Source organism: Lentibacillus saliphilus (assembly GCF_019093865.1).
Classification (GTDB): domain Bacteria; phylum Bacillota; class Bacilli; order Bacillales; family Amphibacillaceae; genus Lentibacillus_B; species Lentibacillus_B saliphilus.
This window is the reverse complement of sequence record NZ_JABJXD010000011.1, coordinates 68122-82767: the sequence shown is the minus strand read 5'-3', so window position 1 is coordinate 82767 and position 14646 is coordinate 68122. Positions and strand designations below refer to the sequence as shown.

Below are 14646 nucleotides of genomic sequence, written 5' to 3'. Positions count from 1 at the left end.
CCCCTGCAAGAGTAGGACGCCGCCAGGCAATTAAACATCTAGAACACGATATAATTGTGTTCTAGATGTTTTTTTATGGCCCTATTTAAAGTGGTTATATATTAACCTATTTAAAAGCAACGCCAATTTATAAAGATGATTCACCAAGTTGTATTTATAAAGTGGATGAACATTAACGTATTGAAAGATTTGTTATTATATTTTGTTAGCGTTACAATTTGTAAGAGCGTATGGAAATGTGTTCATCCTTTTAAACCTTTATTTAAATGGAACAAGAAATATACTCATTGATTCATACATATACTACTAATGCTGCTGCTTTGATAACGTAGCATCAAATGGGCGCTAGGGGGGAAGTGAAGTGCTTGAACAATTGCTTGACGACCATTTTTCTGTTATTGCATTACGAATATTTGTTGCTCTAATTTTATCAGGATTAATTGGTTTTGAACGGGAATTAAAAAATCATTCAGCAGGCTTTCGTACACACATATTAGTTGGAATTGGATCTTGTTTAATGATGTTATTATCACTTTATGGTTTTGAAGCGCTCATTGATAGGTATGATAATGTTAGATTTGATCCGGCTAGGATTCCGTCTTATGTCATAAGTGGCATCGGTTTTTTAGGGGCTGGAACAATTATTGTATATGGGGGAACGATTCGCGGGTTAACGACTGCAGCCTCAATATGGGCGGTGGCAGGCCTTGGGTTAGTTGTAGGCATCGGTATGTATAGCACAGCAATTTTTACGACGTTTCTCATTTTATTAAGCCTTGCTTTTTTAAACAACTTTGAAAAACTGTTTATTAAAGGAAAAAGATCGAAGCGAATAGAGATTCATGCGGCTATCGATTTACAAGTCCATCAACTTATTACAGTTGTTGAAAGCCACGATTTATCCATTAAACAGCTTGAGATTATAAATGAGTCGAATAACATGAGACAAATTTTTATAAAATACGAGCGTGATGCCCAATTAGATATAGTCGGGTTGTTACATGATATATCAGAGATTCCGCACATTCATACAGTGACTGAAAGAGGCTAACCATTCATATTTAATATATATCGGTTTTTTCAAGTCCTGATAGAAATTATTCGATAATGAGGTTTGTTTTTTGAATGGATGTCTAAAATGGGGATGTAATCAGTTTGCATCAGCCTCATTTTGTCGTATAATATTATCATAGTCAAAGTTAGTCAAAGTCAAAACAACCTATAACAATGTTTCGCTCAAAGGATTTGAAGGGGGAAGCTTGATGAGTAATATAACTGATGTGATCGAGCGGTACTTAAAAAAAGTACTTGAAACAAAAGAAAAAGGCGTTATTGAAATTAAACGCAGTGAAATCGCTGATCAATTTCAATGTGTGCCATCACAAATCAATTATGTGATTAATACACGCTTTACTGTGGAAAAGGGTTATATAGTGGAGAGTAAGCGTGGTGGTGGAGGATACATTCGGATCATCCGTATCACATATCAAGATAAAGTAGAGTTGATTGATGAAATCATTGACATGATTAATCCTGCAATTACTCAGCAAGCAGCCATTGATGTTTTAGAACGACTTCTTGAAGAAGAGATTCTCACCGAACGTGAAGCAAAAATGGCAGCTAGTGTGATCGATCGAAACACCCTCGCTTTTCAATTGCCTGCTCGTGATGAAATGAGAGCACGTATCTTAACCGCAATGCTTACCGCTTTAAAATACGCAAATAGGTAAGGAGGGCAAATATGAAGTGTCAAGAATGTCAAAAACGACCAGCAACGCTACATTTAAAGCACGTTATAAACGGTCAAAAACGGGAACATCATGTATGTGAGGTATGTGCAAAAGAAAAAGGTTATGTAAGCTCCCCAGATGAAGGGTATTCACTGCATCATTTATTAACGGGCTTGTTCAATTTTGATTCTGTGCCAATCGAGTCACAAGGACAAGGGTCGAATCATCTTCAGTCAAGTCGAGATCTCCAATGTGATAAGTGTGGTTTGACATTTTCACAGTTCAAGCGATCTGGTAAATTTGGTTGTGCCCAATGCTATGAGACATTTTCAAGCCGTTTAGACCCTATATTACGTCGGGTACATAGCGGAAATACGAAGCATCATGGGAAAATACCTAAGCGACGTGGTGGTCACTTACATATGAAGAAACAGTTGGCTTCATATAAAGCTGAGCTTAAAGCGCTTATTGAACAAGAGGCATTTGAAGAAGCCGCCGTCCTTAGGGATAAGATCAAACAAGTTGAACAAGGGATACGTGATCAGGAAGCAGGTGATGATGCGTGACATTACAGCAATTTATGAATGAAGCGATTAGCCCGTGGATGAGAAAAGAAGGCCCTGATAGCGATATTGTATTAAGTAGTCGTATTCGATTGGCGCGAAATTTTGTTCAGGTTCCATTTCCGATCGTAGCGAACGAAGAAGACGAGTTACGTATTTATGACTTTATGCGTGAACGGTATGAACATGTATCGTTTCAGGATTATGAGGATTTTAATTTCTTATCAATCGGAGAGTTGTCAGGAGTTGAGAAACGGGTTCTCGTCGAAAAGCACTTAGTCAGCCCACATTTAATCGAAAAAGATCAAGCTTCTGCCGTGCTTATTTCTAAAAATGAGCAAGTATCAATTATGATTAATGAAGAAGATCATATTCGCATTCAGCTTTATTTTCCAGGGTTTCAGCTTAATCAGGCCTTAGAAAAGGCATTTGAGCTTGACGATTGGCTTGAAGAAAATGTAGATTATGCGTTCGATGCTACCCGGGGATATTTAACGAGCTGTCCGACAAATGTAGGAACAGGCATGCGGGCGTCGGTGATGATGCATTTGCCAGCACTCGTACTCACACAACAAATTAACCGGATGATTCCAGCCATTAACCAGCTCGGACTTGTCGTAAGAGGTATTTATGGTGAAGGTAGTGAGGCACTTGGTAATGTCTTTCAAATATCCAATCAAATTACACTCGGAAAGACGGAAGAAGATATTGTAGCAGATCTGGAAAGCGTGGTTCACCAGCTGATTGAACATGAACGCCGCGCACGAGAACGATTGCTTGAACAATCGGGAACACGGTTAGAGGATCGAATATACCGTGCATATGGCGTTCTTGAGCATAGTCGAATTATCGAATCCAAAGAAGCCGCTCGTTGTATCTCTGACGTTCGACTCGGCATAGACTTGGACATCATCAAACATGTTCAGCAGCATATTCTAAACGAACTTATGATTTTAATACAGCCAGGATTTTTGCAACAATATGCAAAGAAATCTTTAACGGCAAATGAGCGCGACGTCTTTCGCGCAACTTTAATTCGCGAGCGTATTCAATTAGATAAGTAGATAGGAGGAATAGAGATATGATGTTTGGCCGTTTTACAGAGCGTGCGCAAAAGGTGCTTGCTTTATCTCAAGAAGAAGCAGTCCGATTAGGACATAGCAATATTGGGACAGAACATATTTTACTTGGCCTTGTGCGTGAAGGAGATGGCATTGCCGCAAAAGCATTGCAATCTATTGGGCTTGAGGTTGAGAAAATCCAGGAAGAAGTCGAAAAGCTTATTGGTAAAGGTAAACAGCCGATGCAAACGATTCATTACACACCAAGAGCGAAGAAGGTTGTAGAGCTGTCTCAAGATGAAGCACGTAAGCTTGGGCATTCATACGTAGGAACTGAGCATATTTTACTTGGTCTCATTCGAGAAGGTGAAGGTGTTGCTGCAAGAGTGTTGAACAATCTTGGTGTCAGTCTGAACAAAGCAAGACAGCAAGTTCTTCAATTATTAGGTAGCAATGAATCAACAGCGGGGCGACAAGGACGTGGGCAAGGCACGAGTAATGCTAGCACACCGACCCTTGATTCGTTAGCTCGTGATTTGACGGAAAGTGCTAAAGAAGGCGATGTTGATCCAGTTATCGGACGGAGCAAAGAAATTGAACGTGTCATTGAAGTTCTCAGCCGCCGTACGAAGAACAATCCGGTTCTTATTGGGGAACCAGGTGTTGGTAAAACTGCTGTCGCAGAAGGTCTTGCCCAGCAAATTGTCAATAATGAGATCCCTGAAACACTTCGAAATAAACGTGTCATGACCCTTGATATGGGAACGGTTGTTGCTGGTACGAAATATCGCGGTGAGTTTGAAGATCGCCTTAAAAAAGTAATGGAAGAAATTCGCCAGGCAGGGAACATTATTTTGTTCATTGATGAGCTGCATACATTGATTGGAGCAGGTGGAGCAGAGGGTGCGATCGATGCGTCCAACATCCTTAAGCCATCATTGGCGCGGGGCGAATTACAATGCATCGGTGCAACGACCTTAGATGAATATAGAAAATATATCGAAAAGGATGCTGCTCTCGAACGTCGCTTCCAGCCTGTTCAAGTGAATGAGCCAACCCTTGAAGAGACGATTCAAATTTTAAAAGGACTGCGTGATCGTTATGAAGCGCATCATAGAGTGACGATAACGGATGAAGCGATTGAAGGCGCAGCTCAATTATCCGATCGGTATATTAATGATCGTTTTCTTCCAGACAAAGCGATCGATTTAATCGACGAAGCCGGCTCAAAAGTAAGATTACGCTCGTACACCGTACCACCTAACTTAAAAGAGCTTGAACAGAAGCTAGAAGACGTACGGAAGGAAAAAGACGCAGCTGTTCAGAGTCAAGAATTTGAAACAGCCGCATCGTTGCGAGATTCTGAACAACGCATCCGTGAAGAATTAGATAAGACGAAAAATGAATGGAAAGAAACACGGGGCAAGACGGATACAAAAGTTACTTTAGAAGACATTGCAAAGGTCGTTTCTACTTGGACGGGTGTCCCAGTTGTTAAATTGACAAAGGACGAAAGTGACCGTCTCTTGAACATGGAGAATATTTTACATGATCGAGTGATCGGCCAAGAAGAAGCCGTGAACGCGGTATCGAAGGCGATACGACGAGCGCGAGCAGGGTTAAAGGATCCAAAACGCCCAATCGGATCATTTATTTTCCTCGGACCAACTGGTGTCGGTAAGACTGAATTGGCACGTGCACTAGCTGAGGCGATGTTCGAGGATGAGGATGCGATGATTCGGATTGATATGTCAGAGTACATGGAAAAACATGCGACATCACGCCTCGTCGGTTCACCACCAGGATACGTTGGATATGAAGAAGGTGGACAGCTGACCGAGAAAGTACGTACAAATCCATATTCAGTCGTCTTGCTTGATGAAATTGAAAAAGCACACCCAGAAGTGTTTAATATTTTGTTACAAGTGCTTGAAGATGGGCGTCTAACAGATTCAAAAGGACGCGTTGTTGATTTTCGAAATACCGTTTTAATAATGACCTCCAATGTGGGTGCTGATGAATTGAAGCGGAATAAATATGTTGGCTTCAATCTCGAAGAAGACGGTCAAGAATATAAAGATATGAAGGATAAAGTAACGAATGAATTAAAGAAAGCATTTCGTCCGGAATTTCTAAACCGAATTGATGAAACAATCGTGTTCCACTCATTAGAGAAAAAGCATATGACAAAGATTGTATCACTTATGGTTCAGCAGTTACAAAAGCGTCTAAAAGGCCAGGATATTGAATTCACTCTAACTGATAAAGCGCTTGAAAAAATAGCTGAACAAGGCTTTGAGCCTGAGTATGGTGCACGTCCACTACGTCGCTCCATTCAGAAAAACGTAGAAGATTTACTGTCAGAAGAGCTGCTAAAGGGCAGCATCCAAAAAGGCCAGGTCGTTAAAATAGGTCTGAACAATAAAGGGGCGTTCATTGTCTTACCTAAGTAAGGCGTGCGCCTGACAAAGACGAATTAAATGCATTAAGATGACATTAAGTGAAAACCTTCTCCTTTAGAGGGGGGAGGTTTTCATCATTCCATCATTTAAACGCCTCTATCTCATTTCATATCATGAAACATCCATGCTAATTGCCTGCCTGTTCAATAAATGTGTGGCATAAATGTATAAAATACAATTAAATGATAAGTTAATGTAACCTTTGTGTTATGTCATTCGTAAATAATTCAAGGTATAATAAAGGTGGGGAATTCATTGGCTAAAAGAAAAACAAAATACGTTTGTCAAGATTGCGGATATGAGTCAGCCAAATGGATGGGGAAATGCCCGGGTTGCCATAACTGGAATACACTCGTAGAAGAAATGGAAGCGACGGGTTTAAAAAGCCGCCATAACCTCGGTGTTTCCAATCAGGTCGTTAGTCAGCCCGAGAAAATTACCCAGATTGAATCGCAAAAAGAACCGCGTATAACGACACATATGAAGGAATTCAATCGTGTACTCGGTGGAGGAATTGTTCCTGGCTCGCTCGTCCTAATTGGTGGAGATCCAGGTATTGGTAAATCAACACTACTTTTGCAAATCTCATCACAGCTTGCCGACAAGCAATTGTCTGTATTGTATATATCTGGTGAAGAATCAACGCGCCAAACAAAGCTAAGGGCTGACCGTCTTGGAATTAAATCAGATGCACTTTATGTTTTGGCAGAAACAAACTTGTTCAACATCGCTAAGCACATCGAAGCGGTTAAGCCAGCGTTGGTTGTCATTGATTCGATTCAAACGATATATCGTGAAGAAGTAACAAGTGCACCAGGAAGTGTGTCCCAGGTGCGCGAGTCAACAGGGGAATTAATGAAAATAGCCAAAACAAATGGCATCCCAATTTTTATTGTTGGTCATGTGACAAAAGAAGGTGCAATTGCAGGTCCGCGCATGCTGGAGCATATGGTTGATGCGGTGCTTTATTTCGAAGGAGAACGTCACCACACATATCGAATCCTGCGTAGTGTTAAAAACCGTTTTGGTAGTACACATGAAATGGGTATTTTTGAAATGAAAGAAATGGGTTTGCGTGAAGTGTTAAACCCATCAGAAATCTTTTTAGAGGAACGCTCACAAGGTGCAGCAGGGTCAACCGTTGTTGCTTCGATGGAGGGAACTCGACCAGTGCTCGTGGAGATTCAAGCGCTCGTATCACCGTCGAGCTTTGGTAACCCGCGTCGAATGGCAACAGGCATTGATCATAATCGTGTCCCCCTTTTAATGGCTGTTTTAGAAAAACGTGTCGGACTTATGCTACAAAATCAAGATGCGTATATTAAAGTCGCTGGTGGCGTAAAGCTCGATGAGCCGGCTATAGATTTAGCTGTTGCGATTAGCATTGCATCTAGCTTTAGAGATCAGCCTACAAATCCCGAAGATATCTTTATCGGTGAAGTTGGCTTAACAGGAGAAATCAGGCGCGTCTCTCGCATTGAACAGCGTGTCCAAGAAGCAACTAAACTCGGTTTCAAACGAATTATTTGCTCGAAGCGTAACTTGGATGGCTGGACACCGCCAAAAAACATAACTGTTATTGGGGTTAATACCGTTCAGGAGGCGATGGAAACGGGTCTTGCACGATAATTGTCGATAAATGACACAATTTGTATTGACATTAGTTGAAACAATATGATATGATCAACGGTTACTCGATTGACGGATAATTTGAGTTGTGCTATGCTTTGTTTAATGTTGAGCGAAATTATACAGTATAATAGGTTATTTTTATTTTAATTAGGCAATAATAATTGATAGGAGGTGACAATGGTGCTGAAAAAAATTGTACATTTATTTTTTGTCATTACGGGAGGAACGCTTGGTTACTTGTATATGCCTAAAATTATCGGCTTTTTAGATTTCACTGATGCCAAGTGGGTTTCATCCCCTTATTTAAGTTCTGTCTTGGGCGCCATTATTTTGTTTTTAATTTCTTATTGGTTGGCAGATTATGTTGTTGGCTTTCTCCGATGGATTGAGGATGGACTGATCAAACTGCCTGCTGGCGACTTGTTTTTTGGGAGTTTAGGATTGATTGTTGGACTTGTGGTCGCCTTTTTGGTCACAATTCCACTGGTTGATATTCAAATTCCGTTCGTATCAAAGGTCTTACCGCTGTTCTTAACGATCGTACTCGGCTATTTAGGCTTTCAAGTTGGATTTCGCCGAAGAGAAGAGTTTGTGAGTTTGTTGAACTTGGGGCGTAAAGAACGTGACAAGAAGAAGAGCATTCCAGAAGAAGGTAATGAGAACACAATACCAATGCCAAAAATTCTTGACACAAGTGTCATTATTGATGGACGTATCGCCGACATATGCCAAACAAACTTTCTCGAAGGAACGCTCGTCATTCCTCAGTTCGTACTTGGTGAATTGCAGCACATTGCTGATTCGTCGGATGTGTTAAAACGGAATCGAGGCCGGCGTGGGCTTGACGTCCTTAATCGCATTCAAAAAGAACTTCCGGTAAAAGTGGAAATTTATGAAGGTGATTTTGAAGAAATTAGTGAAGTGGATAGCAAACTCATTAAACTCGCAAAGGTCATTAATGGCGTCGTTGTTACAAATGATTTTAATTTAAATAAGGTTTCAGACCTACAAGGTGTTCCGGTTCTTAATATTAATGATTTGGCAAATGCCGTTAAACCGGTCGTTCTTCCAGGTGAGGAGCTCGCTGTACAAGTGATTAAGGACGGTAAGGAGCATAATCAGGGCGTTGCTTACCTTGATGATGGTACAATGATTGTTGTAGAAGAAGGCCGTGAGTATATAGGTAAGAAGATTGAGGTACTCATTACGAGTGTATTGCAGACATCTGCTGGACGAATGATTTTTGCAAAGCCTAAATTACTTGAAAAGGCACTTTAAAAAAGGTATAACAGACATGTATCATGTATAAAAAGTGATAACAATTGGTTATCACTTTTTGTACGTGAGAAGGCACAGGTCAGTCGCTTTTATTTTATTAAAATGTGTATGCCTTAAGTGTGGTATCATAAATTTATTTTAATCATCACAAGTGGTAAGCCACTCTAATATAAGTAGTAACGGCTACCGTTCGTAAACAACTTGATTCTGTAAGAGAGATTCAATCAATTCTCTTCAGAGAGATGATTCATTTTTGAAAGGGGAACAACTATGACAAACGAAGTTCGCGTAAGGTATGCGCCAAGTCCTACGGGTCATTTACATATTGGTAACGCGCGTACAGCACTATTTAATTATTTATATGCAAAGCACTTTAATGGGAAAATGGTTATTCGTATCGAGGATACAGATGAAAAGAGAAACGTCGTTGGTGGGGAAGAAAGCCAACTTAAATTTCTTAAATGGCTCGGAATTGAATGGGATGAGGGTGCCGATATCGGCGGAGACTATGGTCCATACCGTCAAATGGAACGCCTTGATATCTACCAAAAGTATGTTGATGACTTACTTGAGCGTGGCCTAGCTTACAAGTGTTATATGACTGAAGATGAGCTGGAGCAGGAGCGTGAAGCACAGCGTGCGGCTGGACAAGTACCGAAATATTCTGGCGCACATCGTAACCTTTGTGCAGAAGATATTGCAAAGTTTGAGGCAGAAGGGCGTCAACCAAGTATCCGACTCCGTGTGCCAGAAGGTGTCACATACACGTTTAATGATATCGTTAGAGGTCAAATCACCTTCGAATCAAGCGATTTTGGTGATTGGGTCATCGTTAAGAAAAATGGTGCACCGACTTATAACTTTGCTGTAGCGATTGATGATCATTTGATGGGAATTAGCCATGTGCTTCGTGGAGAGGAGCATATTTCTAATACGCCGAAGCAAATGATGGTGTATGATGCATTTGATTGGACCGCACCTACATTTGGTCATATGACATTAATTTTAAACGAAGATCGTAAAAAGCTAAGTAAGCGTGATGAGCACATTCTCCAGTTTATCGAACAGTATAAAAATCTAGGCTATTTACCAGAAGCATTGTTTAACTTCATCACATTACTTGGCTGGTCCCCTGTAGGTGAAGAAGAGATATTTGCGCAAGACACGTTGGTTGATATTTTTGATCCAGAACGCTTATCGACGTCAGCAGCTGTTTTTGATGCGAAGAAACTAAAGTGGATGAATAACCAGTACATTAAAGCGGCTGATGCGAATAAAGTTATTGAATTGGCCTTGCCGTACTTGCAAGAAGCTGGCAAATTGCCTCAAGACATGGATGCTGCCACTAGGGCTTGGGCTGAGCGCTTAATCGGATTGTATCAGGAGCAATTGAGCTATGGTGCGGAAATTGTTGAACTAACAGAGCTGTTTTTCAAAGAAGCTGTGACATATGATGAGGCTGCGATGGAGGTCCTTAGCGGAGAACAAGTTGTTGAAGTACTACAAGTCTTTGCGGATAAGTTAATTCATCTTGATCAGTTTGATAAAGATACAATTAAAGGTGAAATTAAAGCAACACAAAAAGAAACGAAACATCGCGGTAAAAAATTATTTATGCCAATCAGGGTCGCTGTTACTGGTGACGTTCATGGGCCAGAGCTGCCTTTAGCAATTGAGCTACTCGGAAAAGACGTTGTTTTAGCACGTCTCGACGCAATTTTAAAGCAGCTTGAAAACAAATAATTAATATCTCAAGTGTTCGCGCTTCACAAAACTACAAACATATCATATAGTAATCATACAATAAAGAACGTCGATAAGGAAAAGTAGAAAATGACTTGCTTATGCAGAGAGTGTCACCTGAGGCTGTGAGTGACATTAAGCACCATTTTCGAAATGCCCCTTTGAGTCCGTCATGGAACCTTTAGTATATGACGGCGGCATCTCTGTCGTTATAAGAGTCAAAGTTGGGAGATTCAATCTCCAAACAGAGTGGAACCGCGTATTAAAAACGTCTCTGTGTCTATCGTGCACAGGGGCGTTTTTTCGTGTAATAAGACTATATAGCCTGCTAAAGCCAAAACATCACTTGATTATGCTTGATATAAGGAGGGTTTACAGGTGAGGTTTTTTAAAAGAATGAAGGAAGATATTGATGTTATTTTTGAGCAAGACCCGTCAGCGCGTTCAGTTATTGAAGTTGTTTTAACATATGCCGGTCTTCACGCTGTATGGTCTCACCGAATTGCTCATGCATTTTACAAATGGAAACTGTTCTTTATTGCCCGGGCAATTTCGCAAATTAACCGATTTTTTACGGGAATAGAAATTCACCCAGGTGCAACAATTGGTCGCAAGTTTTTTATCGATCATGGAATGGGAATTGTAATTGGTGAAACGTGTGAAATTGGCGATAATGTTACTGTGTATCAAGGTGTGACCCTCGGTGGAACAGGAAAGGAACAAGGAAAGCGGCATCCAACGATCAACGATCACGTGCTAATTGCAGCAGGTGCCAAGGTTTTAGGGTCAATTACGGTCGGTGAGCGGGCTAAGGTTGGAGCAGGCTCAGTCGTATTAAAGGATGTACCTGATGGCGCAACTGTGGTTGGAATTCCTGGGAAAGTCGTTAAACAGGACGGGAAAAAGATAACACAGCCGTTGGATCATCAAAATATGCCCGATCCAGTAGATGATCGGTGTGATCGCCTGCAAAGAGAGCTCAACATGTTAAAGGCACAACTCGAACAAATAAAGGAAGGTGAATGATCAGATGTCCATTACCATTTATAGTACATTGACACATGAAAAAGAGGTATTTCAACCAATTGAAGCTGGAAAGGTAAAAATGTATGTTTGTGGTCCGACCGTTTATAATTATATTCACATCGGAAATGCTCGTCCGGCAGTGGTGTTTGATACGGTTCGACGTTTTTTAGAATATAAAGGATACACCGTTGATTATGTGCTTAACTTTACAGATGTTGATGACAAAATTATAAAGACTGCTAATGAACTCGGAGAGGCTGTTTCTGAGGTGACCGATCGTTTTATTGAAGCATATCTTGAAGATGTCAAAGCGCTTGGTGTGAAGCAGGCGACCTTCAACCCGCGCGTAACCGAGACGATGGATGACATTATTGCATTTGTTGAAGGCTTAATTAACAAAGGATTCGCATATGAAGCGGATGGCGATGTGTACTTTAAGCCACGTGCCTTTGATGGCTACGGGAAATTATCCCACCAATCAATTGATGAGCTGCGGTCCGGTGCAAGAATTCAAATTGGTGAAAAGAAAGAAGACCCACTGGACTTTGCGCTTTGGAAAGAGGCGAAAGATGGTGAAATATCGTGGGATTCCCCATGGGGAAAAGGACGTCCAGGATGGCATATTGAATGCTCGGCGATGGCGAAGAAGTACTTGGGGCCAACAATTGATATTCATGCTGGTGGTCAAGATTTAACGTTCCCACACCACGAGAATGAAATTGCCCAATCAGAAGCACACAATGGCGAACGATTTGCTAATTATTGGATGCATAATGGGTATATTAATGTAAACGATGAAAAAATGTCAAAGTCTCTCGGTAACTTTATTTTAACGAGGGATTTACTGGCAGAGCATGATCCGCGTGTCATTCGTTTCTTTATGTTAAGTGTTCATTACCGCAATCCAATTAATTTTTCCGAGGCGCTACTAGAAGGTGCTAAAAACAGTTTAGATCGCTTAGATACAGCTGTATTTAATTTGCAGCATCGGAGAGAGGCAAGTATGGATCTCGCCGGTGATGTAGATGCGTGGGTGGAGAAGGTCGCTACATTGAAGCAACGTTTTGACGCGGCAATGTCCGATGACTTTAACACAGCTAATGCGATATCCGTCTTGTTTGATGCCGCTAAAGAAGCGAACGTATACTTACAATCCAAGCAGACGTGCACGGCTGTTATTGATTCATTTTTAGATCTGTTTGCAACGAGCATGGATGTGCTAGGTGTCGGAAGTGCCCAATCAAATACAGAGCATTTATTAGATGCAGATGTTGAAGCGTTAATAGCAGAACGAAATGAAGCGAGAAAAAACCGTAACTTTGATCGAGCTGATGCAATAAGAGATCAACTAAAGGAACAAAATATCATTCTTGAGGATACGCCACAAGGTGTCAGATGGAAAAGAGGGCAACAATGAGTGAGGACGTTAAGCAGATGAAAAGCTTAGCGCTGGCTTATATGGGAGATGCTGTGTATGAGCTCTATGTGCGAAAGCATCTCCTTAGCACGGGTCAGGTTAAGCCAAAACAGCTTCATGAAAGCGCGGTAACATACGTATCAGCAAAAGCACAAGCGGCGGTTATTCTGCATTGGCTTGAGACAGAGACGCTGACAGAGGAAGAAGAAAAAGTTGTGTCACGTGGGCGCAACGCCAAGTCAGGCTCGGCGCCTAAGAACACGAGTGTACAGACGTATCGATACGGCACGGCGTTTGAAGCGCTAATTGGATATCATTACTTACTGGAAAATAGCGACCGTTTAATGGAGCTCGTAACAGATGCAATTCATTTTTTGCAAGAAAGAAGTGAAACCAATGAGTCAAAGACAAGATGATGAAATGATTATTGGGAAAAACCCTGTCATTGCTGCTTTAGAAGCAGAACGCACCGTCAACAAGGTGTTACTATCTGAGCAGTTAAACATAAATGTACAAAAGAAAATCATCAGCCTTGGAAAAGCGGCTGGAGCAGTCGTTCAAACAGTGCCCCGAAAGCGTCTTGATCAAATAACGGACGGCAATCATCAAGGCGTTGCGGCATATGTTGCACCTTATCCATACAGTGACTTGGATGATTTGTTTGATCGCGCAGAAGAAAAGGGTGAACTACCTTTTTTTATTATATTGGACGAGCTTGAAGATCCGCATAATTTAGGTTCAATTATGAGAACGGCAGATGCAACGGGTGCACATGGCATTATAATTCCGAAACGGCGATCGGTTGGTTTAACAGCAACAGTAGCCAAAACAGCGGCTGGTGCAATTGAGCATGTCCCTGTTGTTCGTGTCACAAATATTGCAGCTACGGTGGATGAATTGAAGGCTCGAAACGTTTGGGTGGTCGGGACAGCAGCTGATGCTGATGAAGATTATCGAAAGCTAGATGGTGCAATACCAATAGCATTGGTCGTTGGCAATGAAGGCAAAGGCATTAGTCGACTTGTGAAGAAAAAGTGTGATTGGACGGTCAGTTTACCGATGCAAGGTCATGTTTCATCGCTTAATGCGTCTGTCGCTTGTGCGCTATTGCTTTATGAAGTACGTCGTAAGCGGACACCAGTAGAGTGATCGACATGATCATATTAGTCGTTGATGGCTACAATATCATAGGTGCATGGGAAGAACTTAAAGCGTTAAAGGACAAGGATATTGATCAAGCGCGAAACAGACTGATTGAAATGATGGCCGAATATCAGGCATATTCTGGCCATCGGGTTATTGTTGTATTTGATGCATATGGCGCTGCTGGAACGGGTAGCAAGCTCCAATCATATGGCGTAGAAGTCATTTTCACAAAAGAGAACGAGACAGCTGATGAGCGTATTGAGAAATATGTTAAGCAATTAAAGAACGTTCAAACGCAAGTCTATGTTGCGACATCAGATTACACAGAGCAACGGACGATATTTGCTCAAGGTGCTTTAAGGAAATCTGCTCGGGAGCTCTACATTGAACTCGGCAATATTAATAAAGGGATCGCCAAAAATATAGAGCACCAAAATAAAGCACGTCCGCAAACAAAAATTCCATTGAGTGATGAGATGCTGACGATTTTTGAAAAATGGCGCAGAGGAAATGGCTAGAAAACGGTCGAATGTTCAGAAAAACAGGGGCGAACTTTGTCGAAACAGCGCCATTACGCGTTTTTGTGTT

Annotated in this window: 13 protein-coding genes and 1 other annotated feature; all 13 genes read left to right on the top strand. The window is 41.3% G+C overall.

The annotated features are described in order from the left end of the window. The first annotated feature begins 361 nt into the window (after positions 1-361). The 13 genes from HPC67_RS14125 (at position 362) to HPC67_RS14065 (ending at position 14576) form a co-directional block, all read left to right on the top strand. Positions 362-1051 carry an MgtC/SapB family protein gene (locus tag HPC67_RS14125; protein ID WP_343327850.1) on the top strand — a complete coding sequence of 230 codons (690 nt, stop codon included), beginning with the start codon at positions 362-364 and terminating at the stop codon, positions 1049-1051. Between the two features lie 211 nt (positions 1052-1262). Then, positions 1263-1730 carry a CtsR family transcriptional regulator gene (locus tag HPC67_RS14120; RefSeq protein WP_217589050.1) on the top strand — a complete coding sequence of 156 codons (468 nt, stop codon included), beginning with the start codon at positions 1263-1265 and terminating at the stop codon, positions 1728-1730. Between the two features lie 11 nt (positions 1731-1741). Beyond that, entirely contained in the window at positions 1742-2296 is a 555-nt protein-coding gene (mcsA, locus tag HPC67_RS14115) for a protein-arginine kinase activator protein McsA (protein ID WP_217589043.1), read from the top strand. Further along, on the top strand, positions 2293-3357 hold the full coding sequence (gene mcsB / locus HPC67_RS14110; protein WP_217589041.1) for a protein-arginine kinase McsB: 1065 nt from the start codon (positions 2293-2295) through the stop codon (positions 3355-3357). The genes mcsA and mcsB overlap by 4 nt, the downstream gene beginning before the upstream one ends. 17 nt (positions 3358-3374) lie before the next feature. Beyond that, positions 3375-5807 (top strand): ATP-dependent protease ATP-binding subunit ClpC, encoded by a 2433-nt coding sequence (clpC, locus tag HPC67_RS14105; protein WP_217589039.1) that lies wholly within the window; start codon positions 3375-3377, stop codon positions 5805-5807. Positions 5808-6071: 264 nt separating this feature from the next. Continuing rightward, positions 6072-7445, top strand: coding sequence for a DNA repair protein RadA (gene radA, locus HPC67_RS14100; protein ID WP_217589030.1), 1374 nt, complete (start codon positions 6072-6074; stop codon positions 7443-7445). A 183-nt stretch (positions 7446-7628) separates the two neighbouring features. Next, positions 7629-8726: a PIN/TRAM domain-containing protein gene (locus tag HPC67_RS14095; protein WP_217589023.1), complete on the top strand. Its 1098-nt coding sequence runs from the start codon at positions 7629-7631 to the stop codon at positions 8724-8726. Positions 8727-8996: 270 nt separating this feature from the next. Further along, on the top strand, positions 8997-10469 hold the full coding sequence (gltX, locus tag HPC67_RS14090; RefSeq protein ID WP_217589021.1) for a glutamate--tRNA ligase: 1473 nt from the start codon (positions 8997-8999) through the stop codon (positions 10467-10469). A 61-nt stretch (positions 10470-10530) separates the two neighbouring features. After that, positions 10531-10748 (top strand) — a binding site (T-box leader). Between the two features lie 117 nt (positions 10749-10865). Further along, entirely contained in the window at positions 10866-11495 is a 630-nt protein-coding gene (epsC, locus tag HPC67_RS14085; RefSeq protein ID WP_217589052.1) for a serine O-acetyltransferase EpsC, read from the top strand. Between the two features lie 4 nt (positions 11496-11499). Continuing rightward, entirely contained in the window at positions 11500-12912 is a 1413-nt protein-coding gene (gene cysS / locus HPC67_RS14080; protein WP_217589020.1) for a cysteine--tRNA ligase, read from the top strand. After that, positions 12909-13328, top strand: a complete 420-nt coding sequence (locus HPC67_RS14075; RefSeq protein WP_281417541.1) for a Mini-ribonuclease 3 — start codon at positions 12909-12911, stop codon at positions 13326-13328. Before cysS ends, HPC67_RS14075 begins: the two co-directional genes overlap by 4 nt. Continuing rightward, the gene (rlmB, locus tag HPC67_RS14070; protein WP_217589016.1) at positions 13309-14061 is read left to right on the top strand and encodes a 23S rRNA (guanosine(2251)-2'-O)-methyltransferase RlmB; all 753 of its coding nucleotides are present in this window, start codon (positions 13309-13311) and stop codon (positions 14059-14061) included. The genes HPC67_RS14075 and rlmB overlap by 20 nt, the downstream gene beginning before the upstream one ends. 5 nt (positions 14062-14066) lie before the next feature. Continuing rightward, complete coding sequence (locus HPC67_RS14065) at positions 14067-14576, top strand: NYN domain-containing protein (protein WP_217589014.1); 510 nt, start codon at positions 14067-14069, stop codon at positions 14574-14576. Positions 14577-14646 lie beyond the last annotated feature (70 nt).

What these genes read in the sequence shown, in the direction of transcription:
- HPC67_RS14120 (WP_217589050.1), top strand. Translation starts at nt 1,263, where the DNA reads ATGAGTAATATAACTGATGTGATCGAGCGGTACTTAAAAAAAGTACTT.
- mcsA (WP_217589043.1), top strand. Translation starts at nt 1,742, where the DNA reads ATGAAGTGTCAAGAATGTCAAAAACGACCAGCAACGCTACATTTAAAG.
- clpC (WP_217589039.1), top strand. Translation starts at nt 3,375, where the DNA reads ATGATGTTTGGCCGTTTTACAGAGCGTGCGCAAAAGGTGCTTGCTTTA.
- gltX (WP_217589021.1), top strand. Translation starts at nt 8,997, where the DNA reads ATGACAAACGAAGTTCGCGTAAGGTATGCGCCAAGTCCTACGGGTCAT.
- epsC (WP_217589052.1), top strand. Translation starts at nt 10,866, where the DNA reads ATGAAGGAAGATATTGATGTTATTTTTGAGCAAGACCCGTCAGCGCGT.
- cysS (WP_217589020.1), top strand. Translation starts at nt 11,500, where the DNA reads ATGTCCATTACCATTTATAGTACATTGACACATGAAAAAGAGGTATTT.
- HPC67_RS14075 (WP_281417541.1), top strand. Translation starts at nt 12,909, where the DNA reads ATGAGTGAGGACGTTAAGCAGATGAAAAGCTTAGCGCTGGCTTATATG.
- rlmB (WP_217589016.1), top strand. Translation starts at nt 13,309, where the DNA reads ATGAGTCAAAGACAAGATGATGAAATGATTATTGGGAAAAACCCTGTC.
- HPC67_RS14065 (WP_217589014.1), top strand. Translation starts at nt 14,067, where the DNA reads ATGATCATATTAGTCGTTGATGGCTACAATATCATAGGTGCATGGGAA.